19 protein-coding genes are annotated in these 23,281 nt (G+C 66.9%); 8 read left to right on the forward strand and 11 right to left on the reverse strand.

Annotation, left to right across the window (positions count from 1 at the left end):
- The first annotated feature begins 5 nt into the window (after window positions 1-5).
- Window positions 6-3,218 (forward strand): efflux RND transporter permease subunit, encoded by a 3,213-nt coding sequence (locus NLI89_RS10580; RefSeq protein WP_254687028.1) that lies wholly within the window; start codon window positions 6-8, stop codon window positions 3,216-3,218.
- Between the two features lie 4 nt (window positions 3,219-3,222).
- Window positions 3,223-4,728 (forward strand): efflux transporter outer membrane subunit, encoded by a 1,506-nt coding sequence (locus tag NLI89_RS10585; protein ID WP_254687029.1) that lies wholly within the window; start codon window positions 3,223-3,225, stop codon window positions 4,726-4,728.
- A gap of 151 nt (window positions 4,729-4,879) precedes the next feature.
- Here the strand turns inward: NLI89_RS10585 and NLI89_RS10590 are convergent, their stop codons facing one another.
- Window positions 4,880-5,503, reverse strand: a complete 624-nt coding sequence (locus NLI89_RS10590) for an NADPH-dependent FMN reductase (protein ID WP_254687071.1) — start codon at window positions 5,501-5,503, stop codon at window positions 4,880-4,882.
- Between the two features lie 247 nt (window positions 5,504-5,750).
- Here NLI89_RS10590 and NLI89_RS10595 point away from each other — a divergent pair, with 247 nt between their 5' ends.
- From NLI89_RS10595 to NLI89_RS10605, 3 genes are all read left to right on the forward strand, one after another.
- Complete coding sequence (locus NLI89_RS10595) at window positions 5,751-7,910, forward strand: transglycosylase domain-containing protein (RefSeq protein WP_254687030.1); 2,160 nt, start codon at window positions 5,751-5,753, stop codon at window positions 7,908-7,910.
- A gap of 177 nt (window positions 7,911-8,087) precedes the next feature.
- The gene (locus tag NLI89_RS10600) at window positions 8,088-9,089 is read left to right on the forward strand and encodes a threonine aldolase family protein (protein ID WP_254687031.1); all 1,002 of its coding nucleotides are present in this window, start codon (window positions 8,088-8,090) and stop codon (window positions 9,087-9,089) included.
- Entirely contained in the window at window positions 9,086-10,018 is a 933-nt protein-coding gene (locus tag NLI89_RS10605) for a DMT family transporter (protein ID WP_254687032.1), read from the forward strand. The genes NLI89_RS10600 and NLI89_RS10605 overlap by 4 nt, the downstream gene beginning before the upstream one ends.
- Here NLI89_RS10605 and NLI89_RS10610 read toward each other — a convergent pair.
- Both NLI89_RS10610 and NLI89_RS10615 read right to left on the reverse strand, forming a co-directional pair.
- Window positions 9,931-10,767 carry an NAD(P)-dependent oxidoreductase gene (locus NLI89_RS10610; RefSeq protein ID WP_254687033.1) on the reverse strand — a complete coding sequence of 279 codons (837 nt, stop codon included), beginning with the start codon at window positions 10,765-10,767 and terminating at the stop codon, window positions 9,931-9,933. The two genes, NLI89_RS10605 and NLI89_RS10610, sit on opposite strands and share 88 nt — an antisense overlap.
- Window positions 10,768-10,771: 4 nt before the next feature.
- On the reverse strand, window positions 10,772-12,490 hold the full coding sequence (locus NLI89_RS10615) for a M28 family metallopeptidase (protein WP_254687034.1): 1,719 nt from the start codon (window positions 12,488-12,490) through the stop codon (window positions 10,772-10,774).
- 106 nt (window positions 12,491-12,596) lie between these two features.
- Here NLI89_RS10615 and pepN point away from each other — a divergent pair, with 106 nt between their 5' ends.
- On the forward strand, window positions 12,597-15,185 hold the full coding sequence (gene pepN, locus NLI89_RS10620) for an aminopeptidase N (RefSeq protein ID WP_254687035.1): 2,589 nt from the start codon (window positions 12,597-12,599) through the stop codon (window positions 15,183-15,185).
- A 139-nt stretch (window positions 15,186-15,324) separates the two neighbouring features.
- On the opposite strand, the gene NLI89_RS10625 is transcribed toward pepN, so the two are convergent.
- Both NLI89_RS10625 and NLI89_RS10630 read right to left on the reverse strand, forming a co-directional pair.
- Window positions 15,325-15,774, reverse strand: a complete 450-nt coding sequence (locus tag NLI89_RS10625; RefSeq protein WP_254687036.1) for a nucleoside deaminase — start codon at window positions 15,772-15,774, stop codon at window positions 15,325-15,327.
- 39 nt (window positions 15,775-15,813) lie between these two features.
- Window positions 15,814-16,032, reverse strand: a complete 219-nt coding sequence (locus NLI89_RS10630) for a hypothetical protein (RefSeq protein ID WP_055874129.1) — start codon at window positions 16,030-16,032, stop codon at window positions 15,814-15,816.
- Window positions 16,033-16,192: 160 nt separating this feature from the next.
- Between NLI89_RS10630 and rpmB the strand changes: the two genes are divergently transcribed.
- Window positions 16,193-16,492 carry a 50S ribosomal protein L28 gene (rpmB, locus tag NLI89_RS10635; RefSeq protein ID WP_055874131.1) on the forward strand — a complete coding sequence of 100 codons (300 nt, stop codon included), beginning with the start codon at window positions 16,193-16,195 and terminating at the stop codon, window positions 16,490-16,492.
- Window positions 16,493-16,816: 324 nt separating this feature from the next.
- Here rpmB and NLI89_RS10640 read toward each other — a convergent pair whose 3' ends face one another.
- Window positions 16,817-17,842 (reverse strand): esterase-like activity of phytase family protein, encoded by a 1,026-nt coding sequence (locus tag NLI89_RS10640; RefSeq protein WP_254687037.1) that lies wholly within the window; start codon window positions 17,840-17,842, stop codon window positions 16,817-16,819.
- A 155-nt stretch (window positions 17,843-17,997) separates the two neighbouring features.
- Between NLI89_RS10640 and NLI89_RS10645 the strand changes: the two genes are divergently transcribed.
- Window positions 17,998-18,384 (forward strand): glycine zipper 2TM domain-containing protein, encoded by a 387-nt coding sequence (locus NLI89_RS10645; protein WP_254687038.1) that lies wholly within the window; start codon window positions 17,998-18,000, stop codon window positions 18,382-18,384.
- Window positions 18,385-18,675: 291 nt separating this feature from the next.
- On the opposite strand, the gene NLI89_RS10650 is transcribed toward NLI89_RS10645, so the two are convergent.
- From NLI89_RS10650 to NLI89_RS10670, 5 genes are all read right to left on the reverse strand, one after another.
- Window positions 18,676-19,194 (reverse strand): phosphoribosyltransferase, encoded by a 519-nt coding sequence (locus NLI89_RS10650; protein WP_254687039.1) that lies wholly within the window; start codon window positions 19,192-19,194, stop codon window positions 18,676-18,678.
- A 120-nt stretch (window positions 19,195-19,314) separates the two neighbouring features.
- Entirely contained in the window at window positions 19,315-20,661 is a 1,347-nt protein-coding gene (locus NLI89_RS10655) for a cystathionine gamma-synthase family protein (protein ID WP_248522490.1), read from the reverse strand.
- A 76-nt stretch (window positions 20,662-20,737) separates the two neighbouring features.
- Window positions 20,738-21,496: a peptidoglycan editing factor PgeF gene (gene pgeF / locus NLI89_RS10660; protein WP_254687040.1), complete on the reverse strand. Its 759-nt coding sequence runs from the start codon at window positions 21,494-21,496 to the stop codon at window positions 20,738-20,740.
- A 177-nt stretch (window positions 21,497-21,673) separates the two neighbouring features.
- Entirely contained in the window at window positions 21,674-22,186 is a 513-nt protein-coding gene (locus NLI89_RS10665; protein ID WP_254687041.1) for a GNAT family N-acetyltransferase, read from the reverse strand.
- Window positions 22,183-23,229: a class I SAM-dependent methyltransferase gene (locus tag NLI89_RS10670; RefSeq protein WP_254687042.1), complete on the reverse strand. Its 1,047-nt coding sequence runs from the start codon at window positions 23,227-23,229 to the stop codon at window positions 22,183-22,185. Before NLI89_RS10670 ends, NLI89_RS10665 begins: the two co-directional genes overlap by 4 nt.
- Window positions 23,230-23,281 lie beyond the last annotated feature (52 nt).

Here is a 23,281-nt window from a genome sequence, read left to right on the forward strand (position 1 = left end):
CGCCCATGTCACGCTATTTCATCGATCGACCCATCTTCGCATGGGTCATCGCGATCATCCTGATGCTGGCCGGTATCCTGGCGATCCGTCAGCTGCCGATCGCGCAGTTCCCTGAGATCGCCGCCCCCAAGGTGACGGTCGCGACGTCCTATCCGGGCGCCGACGCGCAGACGCTCGAGAACACGACGACGCAGATCATCGAGCAGCAGATGAAGGGCATCGACAACCTTCGCTACTTCGCCTCGACGTCGGACGGCTCGGGCAATCTCGCGATCACGCTCACCTTCGAGCAGGGGACCGACCCCGACATCGCGCAGGTCCAGGTGCAGAACAAGCTGCAACAGGCGACGCCGCTCCTGCCGCAGGAAGTGCAGCAGGCCGGTCTCCGCGTGACCAAGGCGACCGCCAACTTCCTGCTCGTGATCGCCGCCTATTCGGAGAATGGCGCGCACGACCAAGTCGACCTCGGCGATCTGATCGCCTCGAAGCTCCAGGATCCACTCAGCCGCATCAAGGGCGTCGGCGACACGCAGGTGTTCGGCGCGCAATATGCGATGCGGATCTGGGTCGACCCCTTCAAGATGTCGAACCTGGGCGTCACCGTCGCCGATATCACCTCGGCGCTGACCGCGCAGAACGCGCAGGTTTCGGCGGGTCAGGTCGGCAGCCTGCCGGCGGTGAAGGGCCAGTCGCTCAACGCCACCGTCACCGCGCAATCGCGGTTGCAGACGCCCGAACAGTTCCGCGCGATCATCGTCCGCTCGGCGACCAGCGGCGCGACCGTCAAGCTGTCGGATGTCGCCCGTGTCGAGATGGGCTCGGAGAATTACAGCTTCCAGGCGCGCTACAACGGCAAGCAGGCGGCCGGCTTCGGCGTGAAGCTGGCACCGGGCGCCAACGCGCTCGATACCGTCAAGCTGGTCAAGGCCGAGGTCGAACGGGTCGCCAAGCAGTTCCCGTCGGACGTCAAGATCGCCTATCCGGTCGATAACTCGACCTTCGTGCGGCTGTCGGTCGAGCAGGTCGTCCATACGCTGGTCGAGGCGATCGTCCTCGTCTTCCTCGTGATGTTCCTGTTCCTCCAGAATTTCCGGGCCACGCTGATCCCGACGATCGCGGTGCCGGTCGTTCTGCTCGGCTCGCTCGCCGTGCTGTACGCGGCGGGGTTCACGATCAACACGCTCACCCTGTTCGGCATGGTGCTGGCGATCGGCCTGCTCGTCGATGACGCGATCGTCGTCGTCGAGAACGTCGAACGCCTGATCCAGGAAGAGGGCCTGAGCCCCAAGGAAGCCGCCAAGAAGTCGATGGACGAGATCAGCGGCGCGCTGGTCGGCATCGGTCTGGTCCTGTCTGCCGTGTTCCTGCCGATGGCGTTCTTCAGCGGTTCGACGGGCGTGATCTTCCGCCAGTTCTCGATCACCATCGTGTCGTCGATGGTGCTCTCGGTGCTGGTCGCGTTGATCCTCACGCCGGCACTCTGCGCGACGATCCTGAAGCCGTCGAAGCAGGATCACGGCGAGAAGAAGGGCTTTTTCGGCTGGTTCAACCGCACCTTCGACAAGGGCGTCGGCAAGTACGGCAACGGCTTGCGCCGCGTCGAGAAGGGCTGGCTGCGGACCATGCTGGTCTATGCCGCGATCGTCGTCGCGATGGCCTTCGTCTTCCTGCGCCTGCCGTCGGGCTTCCTGCCCGAGGAAGATCAGGGGCTGATGTTCGCCCAGGTCTCGATGCCCACCGGCACGCCGATGGAGGAAACCGCGCGGACGATGGACAAGCTGCGCGATCACTTCCTGATCGACGAGAAGGCCAACATCTCGGGCATCTTCACGATCAGCGGCTTCGGCTTCGTCGGCCAGGGCCAGAATGTCGGCCTCGCCTTCATCCAGCTCAAGCCGTGGGAAGATCGTAGCGGCGCCGAAAACACCGTCGCTGCGGTCGCCGCGCGCGCCAACCAGGCACTCGCCGGGATCCGCGCGGGCATGGTCATCGGCTTCGTGCCGCCAGCCGTGCAGGAACTCGGTAACGCCAACGGCTTCGACTTCATGCTGAAGGACAATGCCGGCGTCGGTCACGAGAAACTGCTCGAGGCGCGCAACATGCTGCTCGGCATGGCCAGCCAGGACAAGCGCCTGATGCAGGTCCGCCCGAACGGCCTGGAGGATGCGCCCCAGCTGAAACTCAACGTCGACCAGGCACAGGCGGGGGCACTCGGCCTCAGCCAGGCGGATATCAACACCACCGTCAGCACCGCGTTCGGTGGCGCGTACATCAACGACTTCATCGACCGCGGTCGGGTGAAGAAGGTGTATGTCCAGGCCGACGCGCCGTTCCGCACGACGCCCGCCGATCTCGGCAACTTCTACGTCCGCGGCACGACCAGCAACGCGATGGCACCGTTCTCGTCCTTCTCGACGACCGAGTGGAAATACGGGCCCTCACGACTCGAACGGTATAACGGCGTAGCCTCGTTCGAGATCATGGGCTCGCCGGCGCCGGGCGTCAGCAGCGGTACCGCGATCAAGGCGATGGAGGAGATGGCGGCCAAGCTGCCCCCCGGCATTGGTTATGAATGGACCGGCCTCAGCTATGAGGAAAACCTGTCCGCCGGCCAGTCGACCACGGTCTACGCGCTGTCGCTGCTGATCGTCTTCCTCTGCCTCGCCGCGCTGTACGAGAGCTGGTCGATCCCGATCGCCGTGCTCCTCGTGGTGCCGCTCGGCGTGCTCGGCGCGGTGCTCGCGGCGATGATCGCAGGGCTGAACAACGACATCTACCTCCAGGTCGGGCTGATCACGACGATCGGCGTGGCGGCGAAGAACGCGATCCTGATCGTGGAGTTCGCCGAGGAGAAGATGGGCGACGGGATGAACGCGGCCGATGCCGCGGTCGAGGCGGCGAAACTCCGCCTTCGCCCGATCCTGATGACGTCGTTCGCGTTCATCTTCGGCGTGTTGCCGCTCGCCCTGTCGAGCGGTGCCGGCGCCGGCGGCCAGAACGCGATCGGCTGGGCGGTGGTCGGCGGCATGCTGTCCGCGACCGTCCTCGCGATCTTCTTCGTGCCGCTGTTCTTCCTGCTCGTGAAGCGCGTCTTCAAGCAGGACAAGGCAGGCTCGGGCCAAGACCGCGACCAGGTACGCAATGACGACGAAAACCGTGACGGCGGTCATGACGACACCCGTCGTCCGCCCCACGACCAGCGGCCGCAGGAGGCCTGATCCGATGTTGACCCCCATGCTTTCGCGCAAGACCGCGCTCATGTTCGCCGCCGGGCTCACGCTCGCCGGCTGCAACCTCGCCCCGAAATACGTCCGGCCCGAATTGTCGGTGCCGGCGGCAACGCCCGCCGGTCCTGCCTATGCAGCGACCGACGCGGCCGGCGCGATCATGCCGGCGGATACCGCGTGGGAGGCGTTCTTTACCGACGATCGCCTGCGCCGCGTGATCCGCACCGCGCTGGAGAACAACCGCGACCTGCGCGTCTCGGTCGCCAACGTCGCGCAGGCCCGCGCGCAATACCGCGTCCAGCGCGCAGACCTGTTCCCGACGCTCGCCGCCAACGGCAGTGCGACCTATCAGAAGTCGCCGTTCGGCGTGGTCGGTGGCGGTACCGGCGGTGGAACGGGCGGTACTGGCGGCGGTGCGGGCGGCGCGGTGTCCAGCGGCCGTGCCGATATCTATTCGGCCAATGTCGGCGTCTCGGCCTGGGAAATCGACCTGTTCGGCCGCGTCCGCAACCTGACCCAGGCGCAGCAGGAACAGTATTTCGCCGCAGAGGAAAACCGCAACGCAGCCCAGGTCTCGCTGATCGCCGAGATCGCGACGCAGTGGTTGACGATGGCGGCCGACCAGGATCGCCTCAAGATTGCTCAGGATACCGCAAAGGCGTACGGCCAGACGGTCAAGCTGACGCAGGACCGCTTCCGGATCGGCATCGCGTCCGAACTCGAAGTACGCCAGGCGAGCACCAGCTACGACCAGGCCCGCTCGGATATTGCCGAGGCGACGACACTGATCGCACAGGACCAGAACGCGCTGAACCTGCTCGCCGGCACGACGCTGACCGCGGACTTGCTTCCCGCGCGGCTGGAGGAAACCAGCCCGACGCTGGAGAACTTGCCCTCGAACCTGCCGTCGGAGGTGCTGTTGCGCCGCCCCGACATCGCCTCGGCCGAGCATCAGCTGATCGCGGCCAACGCCAATATCGGCGCAGCACGTGCGGCGTTCTTCCCGAACATCTCGCTGACCGCGGCGTTCGGTACGATCAGCCTCGGCCTGTCGAACCTGTTCGGCAGCGGCACGCAGAACTGGTCGGTCGCGCCGTCGGTCAGCCAGACGCTGTTCGACTTCGGCAAGAACAAGGGCAATCTCCGCTACGCCCAGGCGACGCGCGACGCGGCAGTCGCGACGTACGAGAAGAGCATCCAGACCGGCTTCCGCGAAGTCGCGGACGCCCTCGCCCGCCGCGGCACGATCGGCGCGCAGTTGAAGGCGCAAACCTCGCTGCGCGACAATGCGGCAGGTGCGTTCAAGCTGTCGGAACTGCGCTTCCGTGCGGGCATCGACACGTTCCTGAACACGCTCGACTCGCAGCGTTCGCTCTACACCGCACAACAGAGCCTGCTCGCCGCGCGCCTGACCCGCGACAGCAACTCGGTGGAACTCTACCGCGCGCTGGGTGGCGGGGTCACGACCACCGCGCCTTCAGGCACTCGGCCGCAAAACTAACCGAAAAATCCTCCCCCGCCAGGGGGAGGTGGCGCCGAAGGCGTCGGAGGGGGAGGACACGGAACCGCAGTCATCGCTTACCTCCCCCTCCGTCTGGCAAGCGCCAGCCACCTCCCCCTGGCGGGGGAGGATTCAGGGATCGAGAGTCACCCTAGTTCGCCGGCTCCGACAACGGCGCGAACCGCGCGACCTGCCGCCCGACCAGACGCAGTTGCTCGACCACCGCAGGATCGCTCGCGCCACCCTCGTCGTCGAACTTCGTCACCTGCGTATTGATCGCCGCGGCAAACGGCGTCGGCCACCCGCGCAGCGCATGAACGATCGAGCGAAGCGCTGCGATCGTGCTCCCGGTCGCCTGCCAGCCATAGGCGGTGGCGATCAGCCCGACCGGCATGTCCGCCAGATACGGGCGCTCGGGATCCCGCGCGGTTTCCTCCAAAAGGTCGAGCGCGTTCTTCACGACGCCCGAGATGCTGCCATGATACCCCGGACTCGCGATGATCACCGCCGACGCCTCGCGCACCGCGGCCACGAACGCCTGTTCGTCGGGCGTCCGCGTCGTCGCTTTCGGATCGTACAGCGGTAGCCGCGCCATGTCCGCGCCACCGAACATCTGCGTGCGATAGCCCTGCTTCTCGACCGCATCGAGCGCGATCCTGAGCGCGCGCTCGGTCGACGAGACGCCGCCGATCGTGCCGCCGATACCGACGACCAGCGGCAGAACGGCGGGAAGAGTATCGGGAGCGGCCACGGTTTCATCCTGTTCGAACGTCATCGACACGCTATTCCCCGTTTCGCCGCACGATGACAACAGCGCTTCGGTCCGTTCTCGCTCCCCGACCACCGCAAGCCCGACCACCGCAAGCCCGGCTACCGCGAGCCCGACTACCGCTAGTGCTGTCGCTAAGCCCCCGTACACGTTAAGCATGGGCATACGCCTCGCACGCTCAGGCTTGCCCGAGCTGTCGTAGAACGATAACACACTCGATGTCCGCCGCTTGGCCGACCCGCTGGAACGACCGATGCGCCCCGATCCCTTCGACACCTCCCGTTCCAGCGCCGACTCGCAGGGTGACCGCGAGCCCTATGCCTATGAGCGCGAGCGGCTGATCACCGAACGCGAACGCCTGCGCCAGAAATACGAGGCGGAGCGGGGCGGCGAGGATCCGTACCCCTATGATCGCGAGCCGACCGCCGGCCATGTCCCGCCCCGCACGCCGCGCCCGCGCCGCCCGATCGGTCGCTGGATCCTGCGCGGCTTCGGCATCGGCATCGTCCTGCTGGTGATCGCGATCATCTGGCTGGCGATCACCGCGCCCTTGTCGAAGTCGCTCCAGCCGCCGACGCCACCCTCGATCACGCTCACCGCGGACGATGGCACGCCGATCGCGCGACGCGGCGCGATCATCGGCAAGTCGGTCGATGCTTCGAAGCTTCCGCCACACGTTACGCAGGCTTTCCTCGCGATCGAGGACCGGCGCTTCTATTCGCACTGGGGCGTCGATCCGCGCGGCATCGCGCGGGCGGCCTGGGCGAACATGGGTTCGGGCGGCGTGCGCCAGGGCGGCTCGACGATCACGCAACAGCTCGCGAAGAATGCCTTCCTCGATTCGGATCGCACCGCGACGCGAAAGATCCGCGAGGCGATGATCGCCTTCTGGCTCGAGGCCTGGCTGTCGAAGGACGAGATCCTCTCGCGCTATCTTTCGAACGTCTATTTCGGCGACAACACCTACGGGATCAGCGCGGCGGCCAAGCATTATTTCGGCCGTACCCCCGACAAGCTGAACGTCGGCCAAGCGGCGATGCTCGCCGGGTTGGTCAAGGCCCCGTCACGACTGGCGCCGACCTCGAACCTCGAAGGCGCGCGCAAGCGGCAGGCCGTGGTGGTCGGCGCAATGGTCGATGCGGGCTTCCTCACCAAGGCCGAGGGCGATGCCGTCCGGCCGCAGCGCGTACTCGGCAGCCGCCCCTCGCAACTTCCCAACGGCACCTATTTCGCCGACTGGATCCTGCCCGAGGCGCGCGACCAGGCGGGCGAGGTAAAGACCGAGACGACCGTCCAGACTACGCTCGATCCCCGGCTGCAACGCGCCGCTGAGCGGACCGTCGCGCGCGCGGGCCTGCGACAAGCGCAGGTCGCTTTGGTGGCGATGCGTCCCGACGGCCGTGTCGTCGCGATGGTCGGCGGCAAGAATTACCGAAAGAGCCCGTTCAACCGCGCGACCCAGGCGCGCCGCCAGCCTGGCTCGACCTTCAAGCTGTTCGTCTACCTCGCGGCGATGCGCCAGGGGATGACCCCCGATTCGACCATCGAGGACAGCCCGGTGACGATCGGCGACTGGTCGCCCAAGAATAGCGACGGTCGCTATCAGGGGACGATCACGTTGCGCCAGGCGTTCGCGCGCTCGTCCAACGTCGCCGCCGCGCGGCTCACGCAACAAGTCGGCGTCAAGGCGGTGATCAAGGCGGCGCGCGATCTCGGTATCTCGACGCCGATCCCGAACGAAGCGACGATCGGGCTCGGTACCTCGACCGTGTCGCTGCTCGAACTCACCGCCGCTTATGCCGCGATCGCGCGCGAGCAATATCCGGTCCAGCCGCGCGGCCTTGCCGACGTCCGCGAGAAGGGCTGGTACCAGTCGCTGACCGGCGGCGCGACCGAGATGCCGTCGAAGATCCACGACGAGATGCTCGACCTGCTCGCCGCGTCGATCCGCGACGGCACCGGGCGGCAGGCCAACCTGACCGTCGACGCGTTCGGCAAGACCGGCACGACGTCGGACAACAAGGACGCGCTGTTCGTCGGCTTCGCCCGCGATCTGGTGGTCGGCGTATGGGTCGGCAACGACGACAATTCCTCCAACCCGGGGCTGTCGGGCGGCGGCATCCCGGCGCGGATCTGGCGCGACTTCATGCAAAGCGCGCTGGGGATCGCACCGGTTGCCGCGCCGCCACCGCCGGTCGAGGAGATCGACCCGGATGCGTTGCCGTCAGGGGATGAGGACAATGCGATATTGCCGCTGGGCGGCGAGATCGAGGGTCTCGGTTTCAACCTGAAGATGGGCGAGGACGGCACGATCTCGGTCGGCCCCTCCCGCCGCGACCGGGAAGAGGGCCCGCCCCCACGCGACGACCGCCGGCCTCCGGAGGAAGAGCCGGGGCCTTACGAGGGGCAATAGCGCTCTCCGTTGATCAAGATAGCGGTTCCCCCGCGAAAGCGGGGGCCCAGGATCACGAACGCTACCCCCTGTAACCCTGGGCTCCCGCCTTCGCGGGAGAACAAGAACGCGAGCGCTATCGTCCGAGTGACGGAAGCCCCCGTTGACGCCACCACCGCATCGCAGCATGTCTCACCCATGCGCTTCTTCTCCGACAACGCCGCCACGATCCACCCGCAGGTCATGGCCGCGATCGCCGCCGCCGACACGCTCGACACCGCCTATGCCGGCGACGCGTGGAGCCAGCAGCTCGACGGCCGCCTGTCCGACCTGTTCGAGACCCCAGTCGCGGTGCTCTGGGTCCCCACCGGCACCGCCGCCAACTGCCTCGCCCTCGCCGCCCTCTGCCCCCCGCACGGCGGCATCGTCTGCCACCGCGACGCGCACATCCAGAACGACGAGGGCGGCGCGCCCGAATTCTACACGCACGGCGCGAAGCTCTTCCTCGCCGACGGCGACGGCGCGAAGCTGACCCCCGACACGATCCGCACCGTCATCGACGCGATCCCCGACGACGTCCACCGCGTCCAGCCGCACGCGATCTCGATCACCAACGCCACCGAATATGGCCGCGTCTACCTGCCGCACGAAGTCGCCGCGATCGGCGCGCTGGCAAAGGAGCGCGGGCTCGGCTTTCACATGGACGGCGCGCGGTTCGCCAACGCGATGGCGCGGGTCGGATGCTCCCCCGCCGACATGACGTGGCGCGCGGGCGTCGACGCGCTGAGCTTCGGCTTCGTCAAGAACGGCGCGATGAGCGCGGAGGCGCTGGTCTTCTTCAAGCCCGACCTCGCCGCCGTCACGCAATATCGCCGCAAGCGCGCCGGCCTGTTGCTGTCGAAGGGGCGGTATCTCGCCGCGCAGATCATCGCCATGCTCGACGACGACCTCTGGCTCGCCAACGCCAGGGCCGCCAACGACGCCGCTGCCAAATTGGCCGCCGCCGCTGGCGACCGCCTCGTCCACCCGGTCGAAGCGAACGAAGTCTTCCTCCGCGCCACCCCCGAGGAAGCCGCAGCCCTCCGGGCGAAGGGCTTCGACTTCTACGACTGGGCTGCCGGCGAGATCCGCCTCGTCACCGCGTGGGACAGCCCGGCGGACGCGGTCGCCCTGCTCGCAGACGCCATCCGCGAGCTGTGACCGGCCCCACCGACCCACCCCAGTCGACGATCCAGTCGACCCGCGCGGCCGTGCTGATTCCGTTCGGCATCGTCACGCTGATCTGGGGCTCGACCTGGCTCGTCATCCGCGACCAGATCGCGGTGGTGCCGGCGAGCTGGTCGATCAGCTACCGCTTCCTCGTCGCCGGCATCGCGATGGCGATCTATGCGGGCGTAAAGCGCGAGAGCTTCCGATTCGATGCCCGCGGCTACGCGTTCGCGGCGGTGATCGGCATCGCGTTGTTCACGTTCAATTTCAACTTCGTCTACCGCGCCGAGCAATACGTCACCTCGGGACTGGTCGCGGTCGTGTTCGCGCTCCTGCTGGTCCCCAACGCGATCTTCGGCCGCATCTTCCTCAAGCAACGGCTCGGACGGCAGCTGATGTTCGGATGCGCGGTGGCGATGGCGGGGGTCGCATTGCTGTTCGTCAACGAGGCGCGGGTCGATCCGCACGGGCCACGCTCCGCGACTATCGGCATCGTGCTGACGCTATGCGGCGTGATGGCCGCGTCGGTCGCCAACGTCATCCAGGGCAGCGCGTTCGCCAAACGCTATCCGATGGCGCCGACGCTGGCGATGGCGATGCTGATCGGCGCGTGCCTCGACGCCGCCTTCGCCTGGATCACCACCGGGCCACCGGTGTTCGAGCCGCGCTTCGGCTATGTCGCCGGCATCCTCTATCTCGGCGTGTTCGCGTCGGCGCTCGCCTTCCCGCTCTATTTCAACGTCATCCGCGCGATCGGCCCGGCCAAGGCGGCCTATTCGGGCGTGATCGTGCCCGTCATCGCGATGCTGTTATCGACGATCTTCGAGCGCTATCACTGGTCGACCCTCGCGGTCGCCGGCGCCGTGCTGTCGGGCATCGGACTCGTCATCGCACTCAGCGCGCGCAGGCCGGCGCGGTAGTCGGGCCAAGCGGGCGTCCAGCCGAGCACCCGCTTCGCCTTGCCGTTCGCCACCCGCCGGTTCTCGTTATAAAAGCCGCGCCCCATCGCCGAGAGTTCCTCGAGCGTCACGAACGGCGGCGCGGGCATCCCGAGCAGCATCGCCGCGAACGCCACCACGTCGTTCTGCGATGCGGGCACGTCGTCCGCGATGTTGTACGCCCCCGCCGGCGCGTCGAACCCGGCGATCACGCCCGAGACGATGTCGTCGACATGCGCGCGGCTGAACACCTGCCCGGGACGATCGATCCGGTGCGCCTTCCCGTCGCGCACCCGATCGAGCGGCGAGCGGCCGGGGCCATAGATTCCCGGCAACCGGAACGTCCGCGCGCCAATCGCAAGCCAGTCCGCATCCGCCGCCGCCCGCGCGCTCCGGCGGCCACCGCCAATCGGCGCCGTCTCGTCCACCCACGCGCCTTGCGCATCGCCGTACACGCCAGTCGACGACAGATAGCCGAGCCAAGCGCGCGTCCGCAGCAACAGCGAACCGTAGCGGCCGAGCACCGGGTCCGCCTCATGCTCGGGCGGCACCGACGACAGGATATGCGTCGCCGCGGCAATCTCCGCCGTCACCGCATCCGTATCGTCGAACCGGATCGTATCGCCGCGACCGTCGCGCGTCGTACCGACGACATGCCAGCCATCCGCCGCCAGCCGCTCCGCGATCCGCGACGCGGTGTACCCCAGCCCGAAGATCAGCAGCCGGCTCATACGATCAGTTCCCCGTTCCGGTAGGTGCCATCGGCCCCTTGTAGAGCGTCCCGAAATAATCGCCCGCATTCCACACCGGCCGCTGCGCCCCGTCGGCGATCTCGCGCGCGATCCGGTAGTTCGCATCGACGAACCGCACGCCCTGATCCCACAGGATCGGCTGCGTCAGGTCGTCCGACGGCTTGTGGTAATTGTTCGCCATGAAATAGGCGACGGCGGCCTTGCCCGGCCCCTTCTGACCCGGCCACAGGAAGACCGCCGGGATGCCCTTCTGGACGAAGCGGAAATGGTCGGAACGGACGAAGATGCCCTCCTCCGGCATCGGATCGGGCGACAGGCCGACTCCGATCGTCGCCACCGCCTTCTGCACGATCGGGCCGATCGTCGAACGCTCGGCGCCAAATACCACCATGTCCTCGAACTTGTAGGTCAGGATCGGCATGTCGAGGTTCACGTCCGCGACGATCGAGGTCAGCGGCACGGTCGGGTGGTTGGTGAAATAATCGCTGCCGACCAGCCCCTTCTCCTCGCCGGTGACAGCCAGGAACATGATCGTCCGCTTCGGCGCCTGCCCGCTGGCCGTGAAGCGCTTGGCCTCCTCGATCAGGCTGGCGATGCCGATCGCGTTGTCGAGCGCGCCATTGTTGAGCGCGTCGCCCTTCACAGGCTTGGTGATGCCGATGTGATCGAGATGCGCCGACAGCACGACGACCTCCTTGCCGACCACCGGATCGCTGCCGGGGATCACGCCGACCACGTTGCTGCTCGCGGCGGGCACGAAGCCCGTCTTGGTCGCAACCGTCAGCGTGCCAAGCAATGGCATCGACTTGAACTTGGCGTTGTCGCTGTCCGCATGCTTGACGATCCGGCTCCACGGCGTCTTCGCACCGGCGAAAAGCTTGGCCGCGCCCACCATGCTGACCGTGCCGAGCGACGGCGCACCGGGCGCATCGACCCTACCGGTCCCATCCGGGTTCGCCCACGTCATCCGCGGCGTTGCATAAGAGTCCGCCAGCTTGGCGAAGGTCCGCACCTTGGCCGAGCGCGGGCTCTCCAGCGTAATCACGCCGACCGCGCCCTTGGCCTGCGCGATCGCCGCCTTGGTGCCGCCCGACCCGAAGAACGCGCGCTCCTCGCCACCGAACCGCGCGGGCGAGCCGCCGAAATAGGCGACGATCTTGCCGCGCACGTCGACGCCCTTGTAATCGTCCTGGCCATATTGCGGCGCATCGATGCCATAGCCGACGAACACCACCGGCGCCGACACGCTCGTCTCTGCCTTCGCGCCGTTTGCGGCGGGCACATAGTCCTCACCGAAGACCAGCGGCTGCGCGGCCCCGCGACCGGTCCAGACGAAATCGCCCTTGCTCGCCGCCTTGTACGACACCAGCGGCACTTTCTGGAGATAGCCGCCCTGATCGCCACCGGGACGAAGGCCTGCCGCATAGAATTGCGCGGCGACATATTGCGCGGCAATGTCGAACTCGGGGCTGCCAGCCTCGCGCCCCTTCATCGCATCCGACGCGAGGAACAGCACATGCGCCTTCATCGCCGCCTGGTCGGCCGGCAGTGGGGCCGCAAGCTTTGCGTTCAGTTCGGCAGCGTTCGAAGCCATTGCCGGCGCGGCCTGAGGTGCAGGCGCGGGCGCAGTCTGGGGCGCGGTCTGCGCCAGGGCGGACGTAGAAAGCGCGAGCAACGCGAGCGCGCCGAGAGGACGATACATCCGGAAATCCTTGCAAAGGGAACGTGTTGCCCGGGCGTAGCATCCACCGTCACCCGCGCAAGCTTTGGCTGGCGATAGGCGGCCGCGGCCCTATATTCGCCAGCATATGCTCGACATCCAGAACAGTCTCGCCCACCCGCTCGTCATTCGTCGCGAGGAGTATACCCCGCCGGAATGGCTGGTCCCCGAGACGAAGCTGGATTTCGACCTCGATCCGGCGACCACGCGGGTTACTGCGACCTTGTCCGTCACGCGCAACGGCGATCACACCGCGCCGCTGCGGCTCGACGGCGCAGGACAAAAGCCGCTCTCGGTCACGGTCGACGGCGTCGCGATCAACGACTGGCGGATCGATGGCGAACAGCTCGTCATCCCCCTCGCCGGCACCGCGCATATCGTCGAGACGCAAGTCGAGATCGCCCCCGATCGCAACACGCAACTGATGGGGCTCTACGCCTCGGGCGGCAATCTCTGCACGCAGTGCGAGGCGGAAGGCTTCCGCCGTATCACCTATTTCCCCGACCGCCCCGACGTGCTCAGCGTCTATTCGGTCCAGATGACCGCCGACAGGAAGCACTTCCCGGTACTGCTCGCGAACGGCGATCCGGTCGCGCAGGGCGATCTCGACGACGGTCGCCACTGGGCGACGTGGCATGACCCGTTCCCCAAACCCTCCTATTTGTTCGCGCTAGTCGCCGGCGATCTAGCCGTGAACCGCAGCAGCTTCACGACGATGTCGGGGCGCAAGGTCTCGCTCGGGATCTGGGTGCGCGAGGCCGACCTCCCCAAGACCGACCACGCGTTGAAGGCGCTCGAACTCGCGATGGCGTGGGACGAGACGACCTATGGCCGCGAGTACGATCTGGACGTGTTCAACATCGTCGCGGTCGACGACTTCAACTTCGGTGCGATGGAGAACAAGGGCCTCAACATCTTCAACTCGCGCTACATCCTGGCCGACCCGGATACCGCGACCGATTATGATTACGACGCGATCGCCGCGGTCGTCGCGCACGAATATTTCCACAATTGGTCGGGCAACCGGATCACCTGCCGCGACTGGTTCCAGCTGTCGTTGAAGGAAGGCTTCACCGTCTACCGCGACCAGGGTTTCTCCGCCGACCAGGGCTCGCGCGCGGTCAAGCGGATCGAGGACGTCCGGGGCCTGCGCGCCTCGCAATTTCCCGAGGATTCCGGGCCTCTGGCACATCCGGTGCGCCCTGAATCGTACCAGGAGATCTCGAACTTCTACACCGCGACGATCTACAACAAGGGCGCCGAGCTGATCCGGATGATGGCCGCGATCCTCGGACCGCAGGGCTTCCGCGCGGGCACCGACCTGTATTTCGATCGCTACGACGGCACGGCGGCGACCTGCGAGGATTTCGTCACCTCGATGGAAGAAGGCGGTAACGTCGACCTCACCCAGTTCCGCCTCTGGTATTCGCAGGCCGGCACGCCACGCGTCTCCGCCAGCCTTTCACAGGACGGCGGTCGCGCGACGTTGCGCCTCGCCCAGCAAGTCCCCGCGACGCCGGGCCAGCCGGTGAAGTCGCCGATGGTGCTACCGTTGCGGATCAAGCTGTTCGGGGCGGACTCCGGTGCGGCGCTGACCGACGAACGCCTCGTCCTGTTCGACGACACGCTCGACACGATCGCGTTCGAAGGCCTCGCCGAGCGCGCGGTTCTCTCCATCAATCGTGGCTTCTCCGCACCGGTGGTGGTCGAGAGCGACCGCACCGCCGCCGAACTCGCCTTCCTCAGCGCGCACGACGACGATCCGTTCGCGCGCTACGAGGCGATGCAGCAACTTATGCTCGATACGCTCGTCGCGTCGGTCGAAGGCCGCGCGGACCATGAGAGCGTGATCGCCGCCGTCGCCAACACGCTCGATAATCCGGACCTCGATCTGGCGTTCGTCGCAGAGGCCGTGTTGCTGCCGTCGGAGAGCTTCATCGGCGACCAGATGGCCGTCGTCGATCCCGACGCGATCTTCCGCGCCCGCGAGGCGCTGCGTCGCGATCTCGGCACGCGGCTCGAAGAGCAATGGCGGCAGGCTTACGCGCGTGGCGAGGGTCAGCCCTATGCCTATACGCCAGAGGGCAAGGGTCTCCGTCGCCTGCGGACGGTAGCGCTCGGCTATATCTCCGCGAGCGGCGCGGACGATGCGGCCGACCTAGCCTTCGCCCAGTTCGATTCGGCGGACAACATGACCGACCGGATGGGCGCCCTGACGACGCTCGTCAGCAGCGCGTCCGACCTCCGCACCACCGCGCTCGACATTTTCTACAGCCAATATTGCGACAATCCGCTCGTCCTCGACAAATGGTTCCAGGCGCAGGCGCAGTCGTCGCGCGACGATACCGGCGCGGTCGTCGCCGGGCTGGCCGAGCATGCCGACTTCACGCTGACCAACCCCAACCGCGCCCGCTCGCTGATCGGCGCGTTCGGCGCGAACCAGCGCGCGTTCAATACCGCGGACGGGAGCGGGTACAGGTTCCTCGCGGACCAGCTGATCGCGCTCGACCGGCTGAACCCGCAGACCGCGGCGAAACTCCTGCCACCGCTGGGTCGGTGGCGTCGGTTCGATGCGGCGCGCGCCGGGTTGATGCGCGCGGAACTGGAGCGGATCGTGCGGACGCCGGGGCTTTCGAAGGACCTGTTCGAACAGGCGTCCAAGAGTTTGGAAGGCTGAACTGAATCTGATCCTCCCCTGCAAGGGGAGGTGGCGCGAAGCGACGGAGGGGTGACACCCTATCGACGGCGCGTCACCCCTCCGTCAGCGCAATGCGCTGCCACCTCCCCCTAGCGGGGGAGGATCATCGGCACTGCCCCTACCGACGACTCGCAAAGAACTCCCGCAGGATGCCCGCCGCCTCGGTCTCGGCGATCCCCGCATAAACCTCAGGCCGGTGATGACACGTCGACTGGCCGAAAAACCGCGGGCCATGCTCGACCGCCCCGCCCTTCGCATCCGCCGCCCCATAATAGAGCCGCGCGATCCGGGCATGCGCGATCGCCCCCGCGCACATCGCGCAAGGCTCCAGCGTCACCCAAAGATCGCACCCCTCGAGCCGGTCACTCCCCAGCGCCAGAGCCGCCGCGCGAATCGCCTGGATCTCGGCATGCGCGGTCGGATCGGACAGTGCTCGCGGCGCATTGGCGCCCACCGCGATAACCACCCCATCCTTCACGACGACGGCGCCGACCGGGACTTCCCCGGCCAGCGCCGCATCACGGGCCGCGTCGAGCGCGCGGCGCATGGGTTCGGGGACGGGGAACATGGCCTCAGGCCCTGCCCCGCCGTCCGCGTCGCGTAAAGCTCAGTTCGGCGCCTGGCTGTTGGCCGGCTTCTCGACGTTGATCGTCGGCACCGCCACGGTCTTGTTCTCGGTGCCGAGCGTGACCTTGGCGACGTCGGCCTGGAACTTCGGTGCCTGGACGACGCCCTGGCGGGTCTGGTCGATGTTGATGATCCCGAAATACATCAGGCCGACCACGACCAGCACGACGATCGCGACGAGTGACAAGAGCGTACGCATGAGACATCCCCTTTTTTCGAACAGTTCGATAGCGTAACAACGTCGCCGAGCGCTGCCGGTTGCACAACGTGTTTTACGCGCAATCGGTTGACGAAAGCCGGCGTGCCAGCTATCCGCGCGCCTTTCCGGGGTTCGTCCCGACACTTGAATAGGTAATCACATGTCGCGCATTTGCGAACTGACCGGCAAGGGCCGGATGGTCGGGAACAACGTCTCCCACGCCAACAACAAGACCAAGCGCACGTTCCTGCCGAACCTGCAGAACGTCACGTTGCTCTCCGATTCGCTCGAGAAGGGCGTCAAGCTGCGCGTCTCGACGCACGGCCTGCGCACCGTCGAGCATAACGGTGGCCTCGACAACTGGCTGGTGAAGACCTCGGACGACAAGCTGTCGCTCCGCGTTCGCCGCCTGAAGCGCGAAGTCGTCAAGAAGATCGCAGCCTCGGCCGTCGCCGCCTAACAGCGACGATTGAAGCTTGCCGCTGTATAGCGGCGGGCAAGACGATCGCCGCGGCCCGCCCTGCACACCGCAGGGCGGGCCGTCGGCGTTTGTGGGTGCTGGGATTGCTGGGATTAGCGCGTGATCTCCAATCCGTACCTCCCCTCGGCCGCCCCCCTCTGCCGCCCCCGCCCCCACCCGTCACCCCAGCGAAAGCTGGGGTATCCCAATTGACACGCGCCGCGACCCGAACGGGGAGATCCCAGCTTTCGCTGGGATGACGGCTGAGGGGCGGGGACGACCGGTAATGTGGCAGGACTGGCGGCAGCTGACACTGGCTCGTCGCTACCGATCCAACCGAAACTTCAGCAGCAACGTCCGCTGGAGAAACATCTGGTTGTCATCCGACACGATCCACACGATCGTCGCGCCGTTCTCCTCCGTCGTGTCGATCCCCTCGAAATTGTCGTGGATCAGCGGCGCATCGATCGTCGCGATCAGGCGTCCGCGCGCGATTCGCCCCGCCGCCACATCCCGCGCCGCCACCCGCGATATCCGCGCCGAGAACGTGAACGGCAGGCGAAACCCACGATCGAGCACCAGCAGGTCACCATTCGGCAACGCGGTCACGTCCGAAGGATCATACCGGCCATAAGGCTCGTAGGCGAAACGCGGAGGCGGCGCGGCACCAGTCGGATCGCCCGCGAAGATCAACGCCTGCCGCGTCTGCAGTCGCGCCTTCTCCGACCCGGTCCAGTCCGATCGACGGACATGCGTCTCCTCGCTGATCACGACGAATCGGCCATCCGGCAGCCGCGCCATCGATTCCGGCCCCCCGTTCGCCGGCCATTTGCGCATCGCGTCCGGCGCCACCCGCGCCTCGTACCGCACGAACCCCGGCGCATAACGCCAGATCGTGTTGCCATCCTCGAACCCGACCCAGACCCTGCCCGTCGCCGGATCGATCGCCATCGATTCGCTGTCGCGGTCGCGCTTTTCCCAGCCGATGCCCGGCCCGGCGGGCAGGTTGGCCAAGACGATGCGGTGCGGGCGCCAGTCCTGCCCCATGTCGAACTGCACGACATTGCCGCCGTCGCTGAGCAGCGTGAAGCGATTCCCGGTGACCGCGGCGGCGACGTCGAGCGACGAGAACCCGCCGAACGCCCGGTCGCGGCTGGCTAGCGCCACGCCACCGAGATAGGTCAGCCCCCCGACCCGCACGTGCCGCGGATTAGTACGGTCTAGCATCACGCGCGTTGCGGTGAGCTGCGCGCGATCACCGAGCAGGTCGAGCCGCGCCTCGCCCGACCAGGTCGGCACGACCACGCAGACGCTCACACACACGAACAACAAGGTGAGCAAGAGCCGCATCGGGTCCTCATAGGGCGTCCGGCGATCCGCGGAAGCATGAACCGCGGATAACGGAGGCATTCAGGCTCGGCTCAATGCGAATCACCCATAAGCGTCTCATCGAGGATGGAAGCACGGCAGACGCCGCCGCCGAAATCCCCAACGGGAGACGCACGATGTTCAAGACTTTTACCCTCGCCGCCAGTGCCCTCGCATTGGGTGCGACCGCCCTCGTTCCCGCCACGGCCGATGCGCAGCGCTGGGGCTCGCGCTACGAGCGTGGCTACGATGGCTATCAGGGTGGCTACCGCGACAATGGCTACGATCGTGGCTATCGCCAGTATCGCGGCAACGATCGCCGCTACAACTACAACCCCCGCAATCGTCGCGGTTGCGACAACAGCGGTGGCACGATCGTCGGCGCACTCGCCGGCGGCCTGCTCGGCCACACCATCGCCGGTCGCGGTGACCGGACGCTCGGCGCAGTGCTAGGCGCAGCGGGCGGTGGCCTCGCCGGCAATGCGATCGATAGGTCGGATAACCCGCGATATTGCCGGCGCTAAGCCCGGCAACGGGCCGGTGCTCGCCGCAAAGCGGCCGAGCACCCGCCGGCCCGGACGGCGGGCAGGCCCAGCCCGGCCCGACCGACGACGGCTTCGCCGACGTCGCGCCCGCTCAGGCCACCACACCAGTTTCCCAGTTCCCTCGCGTAGCGTATCGAGGGCGAGGGCCGGCTTCCCGTTCGGAAGCCGGCCCTTTGTTCGTCCACTGTTTTCCTGCGAACGCAGGAATCCAGGATTACTCGGCCCAGCGCCCGCAACCCTGGGCTCCTGCGTGCGCAGGAGAACGAGACGTCAGGCGATCCGCTCAGGCACCTCCGCCGCATCCTCGGCAATCGCGGCAGCCGGCGCGACCGCCTCCCAAGGGAACACGAACCAGTCCTTGGTCACCGCCCGGTCGATAATCCGCGCGCTATACTCGATCCGCTCCGCCGAACTGAGGTTATCGATCAGCATAGCGAACCGCACCGCGCCCTCGACCGCCCCCGCCGCAGCCAGCGCCCCACGTAAATGCGTGATCGTCCGCCCGGAATCATTGATATCGTCGAGAAACAGCAGCCGCTCGCCATTGCGCGTGCGCGCGGCCAGCTTCACCAGCGGCTCGTCGGCAAAGTCCTTCACCTGGCTGGAATAATCGACCGACAGCGTCGGCAACCCGATCGCGTGGCTGAGGAACACCGCCGGCACGAGCCCGCCGCGACCGATCCCGATGATGAAATCGGGTTTCCAGTCGGTATCCTCGGCCAGCTTGGCAGCGAGGATGTGGATCGCGGCGACGAACTCGTCCTGCGGGATAGGGGTGAAAATCGGCATTCTTAGGTGTTACCGGCTTGCCGTTGCGAGAGCTAGCCGTTCTCCTGCGAAAGCAGGAGCCCAGGGTTAAAGGTGCAGCGATCGTAACCCTGAACTCCCGCGTTCGTGGGAGAACGCTACTCAGATCGTCTCCAGCGCCTGCTCGAAATCGGCGATCAGATCGTCCGGATCCTCCACCCCGATCGAAATCCGGACGAGGTTATCCGTAATCCCCAGCGCCTGCTTCCGCGCATCGGGCACCGACAGATGCGTCATCCCCGCCGGATGGCTCGCCAGAGTCTCGGTCCCGCCGAGCGACACCGCGAGCTTGGCGATCTTCAAGGCGTCGAGGAACGCGAAACTCTCGCGCTCGCCGCCCTTGAGGTACAGCGAGAAGGTCGAGCCACCGCCGGTGCAATGCCGGCGATAGATGTCCGCCTGCCGCTCCATGCCGGGCTCGTCCTCTAGGAAGCCGAGATACGCGACCCGCTCGACCTTCGGATGATGCCGCAGGAAGCCGCAGACCTTCGCAGCGTTCTCGCCCGCCCGGCTCATCCGCAGTTCGAGCGTCTCCAACGACCGCAACAGCATCCACGCGGTGTTCGGATCGGTGATCGTGCCGATCGTATTCCGCATCGTCCGGATCGTGTTGATATGCTCCTTCGTGCCGAGCACGCCGCCCGCCACCAGATCCGAATGCCCGCCGACATACTTCGTCAGCGAATACACGACGATATCTGCGCCATGCTTGAGCGGCTGGAACCAGAGCGGCCCGAGGAAGGTGTTGTCGATCGCGATCGGCGGTTTCTCGCCCTTGAAAATGGCGTCACGGCTGGCCGCGACCGCCTCGACATCGACCAGCGCATTCGTGGGGTTCGCAGGGCTTTCGAGGTAGATCAGCGCGACGTTGCCGGTCGCCGCCTCGGTCATCACCGCATCGATCTCCTCGCGCGTCGCGCCCGCCGGGAAGTCGAGCCACTTCACGCCGAACTTACCGAGCACGCGGCCGATCAGCGTCTCGGTCGCGGCATAAAGCGGCCCCGAATGGACGATCGTATCGCCCGGCTTGACCATAGCGAGGAACAGCGTGGCGATCGCCGACATGCCCGACGAGAAAGCAAGCGCGTCCTCCGCCTCTTCCCAGACGCCGAGGCGATCCTCGAGGATCTCCTGGTTCGGCCCGTTGAAGCGCGAATAGACGAGTCCCTCCGCACCGCCCGGACGCTTGCCGGTGACGCCTTCGAAGTGACGCTTGCCCGCCGCCGCGTTGGGGAAGACGAAGGTCGAGGTGAGGAAGATCGGTGGCTTCAGCGAGCCTTCGGACAGCGCGGGGTCGTAGCCGTGGCCCATCATCAGCGTCGACGGCTTCAGCTTGCGCCCACCGATCTTCTCGACCTCGGGCTTCGGCGCGACGCGTGCCGCTACGCCGGTCAGGTCGGCTTCGGTTTCGGCGGGGATGGCGCCGGCGTTATTCGGGGTATCGGACATCATATGCTCCTGCGTGGCCCGTCTGGCGCGGGCCGATGTGCCGAGCCTAAACGAGCCATGCGGGATTTGGGACCCGCTACAGGCCGATGATGCTGATCTGGCGACCGTAGGAGGGCTCGCCGCGATGGGTCGCGCGGCGATAGCTGAAGAAGCGATCCGCGTCGGTATAGGTATCGAGCCCGAGCGCTTCGATCCGCCCGATCCCCGCCACCGCGAGCCGGCTGACGACATAGGCCTCCAGGTCGAACTGGTAATGATCCGCACGGCCATCCGCAAAAAAGCGCTCGTTCTCCGGATCCGATTCGCAGAACCGGCGAATGAACGCCTCGTCGACCTCGTAACTCGCGCGCGAGATGCACGGCCCGACCGCGGCGACGATCCGGTCGCGGTGCGCACCGATCGCTTCCATCGCGAGGATCGTCGCATCGGTCACGCCGCCCAGTGCGCCTTTCCAGCCGGCATGCGCTGCGGCGACGACGCCGGCCTCGCGGTCGGCGAACAGTACCGGTGCGCAGTCCGCGGTGAGAATTCCGAGCGCGAGGCCGGGCCGGTTGGTCACCAGCGCATCGGCGTGCGGGCGGATCGCGTCGTCGAACGGCTCGATCACGGTGACGGCGTCGGCGGAATGGACTTGATAGAGCCCGACGAGTTTCGCGCCCGGCAGGACGGCTTCGGTCGCGCGACGGCGGTTCTCGGCGATGTTCGCCGGATCGTCGTCCGAGCCGATGCCGACGTTGAGGCTTGCATACGCCCCGGTCGACACGCCGCCGCGACGGCCGAGAAAGCCGTGGGGCACATCCCCAAGCGCCTTCGCGCGGATGACGTCGATGGTCATATCATATTACCCAACATCAAACATAATCCCCACCCCGGCGGAGGCCGGGGCCCAGTTGGGAAACGTTGCTGACGACAGACAGCAAGCTGTTACTGCGACCTTTCCAACTGGGCCCCGGCCCCCGCCGGGGTGGTGTAGTCTGCCCAATGTCGTCGCATTCCCATGCGCTACCAACCATCACAACACGAGCCGCATGATCCGATCATCGTCGGGCTGCTTCCCGACCATGAACACATACCGCCCGATCTCGACGAAGCCGTAGCGTTCATAGAACCGGATCGCGCGCGCGTTATCCACATACACGCTGAGGATCATCTCGGTCCGCGCGTCGGCACGTGCGACATCGATCGCCCAGCCCATCAACGCCGGGCCGACGCCCGCGCCATGCTGGTCGCTACGGACATATAGCTGGTGGAGTTCGATCGCGGTCGCGGGCCATTCGCCGGGAAAAACGACCGGTCCGATCTTGGCGAATCCGACGATCTTGCCCGCCTCGTCCACCGCGACTCGCACCGTGAAGGCAGGGTCGGACAGTTGCGCCGGCAGCCCCGTCTCGCCGAACGTCTGGTCGAGGAACGCGGCGAGGTCTTCGGGGCGATACAGCGTGCCGAACGTATCCCTGAACGACCGCTTCGCCATCGCGCCGAGCTCTGGCCCGTCCGCCGGCACGGCATCCCGGTAAACGATCACGCGAACGCCGCCGGGGTCGGCCAAGACGGCGCGGTGACCGCAAGCGCTTTGAAGAGCGTCCCCATGTCGTCCATCAACCGCCGCCGATCCACCCCCAGCGCTTCCGCACGATCGGGCGATGCCTTGGCGAGCGCCGACGTCCGCGAATCAATGCCGAGCGCACCGAGCAGATCGCGCTGTGTCACCGGCCCCCACGCGAGCGCGCCCTCGGTCTGCGCGGCGGCGGCGAGCGTGGTGAAGTCGACATGCGCGGTCAGGTCGTGCTCGCCGGGCGCCTCGAACGGATTGGCGAAGGCGTGTCCGCGCACCGCCTGCAACGTGTCGCCGAGCGCCGGCCCCTCATAGCCATAGTCGACCGCGATCAGCGCCCCGCCCTGCGCCGCGATCCGCTTAGCAAGGCCGCGGATGATCGTGACGGCGGCAGGCGAGGTTTCGAGAATCGAACCGGCGGGGGCCTCGCGAAACGGCTCGGGAATCACCGCGTCGGGCAGCGGCTTGCCCGCGATCGGCAGGAACAGCAGGTCCTGCGCGGCGACGAGACGCTCGTGCCACTGCTCGCGCTTGACGAGCTGGCGGATCGGCAGCGCGTCGAAGAACTCGTTGGCGACGACGATCAGCGGCCCATCGGTGGGGAGCGTGTCGATCGTATCGTGCCACGTCGCGGCGGGAACGCGCTCGGCCTGGGCCTTGCGGAGCGCCGGGCTGGTCTCGACGAAGTGCACGAGCGGCGCGAGACCCGCCTTCGCCATCGCCCGCAAGGCGTCGGCAGCCAGCGTGCCGCGGCCCGGCCCGAGTTCGACCCACGCCACGTCCGGCCGCCCGGCGCGGTCCCAAAGGTCGGCACACCACAGCCCGACAAGCTCGCCGAACATCTGACTGATCTCAGGCGCAGTGGTGAAGTCACCCGCCACCCCCAACGGATCACGCGTCGCGTAATAATGCGCGTTCGCGGCGGCCATATATTGCGCGACGGGTATCGGACCCGCGAGCGCGATCGCTCGGGCAAGGCGTTCCGGGAGGGCTGCTTCGGGCGTGTCGACCATCGTGAAAACTCTCTACCACCCCGGCGGAGGCCGGGGCCCAATTGGGAAGGTC

Origin of the sequence: Sphingomonas faeni, assembly GCF_024273235.1 — a bacterium.
Classification (GTDB): Bacteria; Pseudomonadota; Alphaproteobacteria; order Sphingomonadales; family Sphingomonadaceae; genus Sphingomonas; species Sphingomonas faeni_A.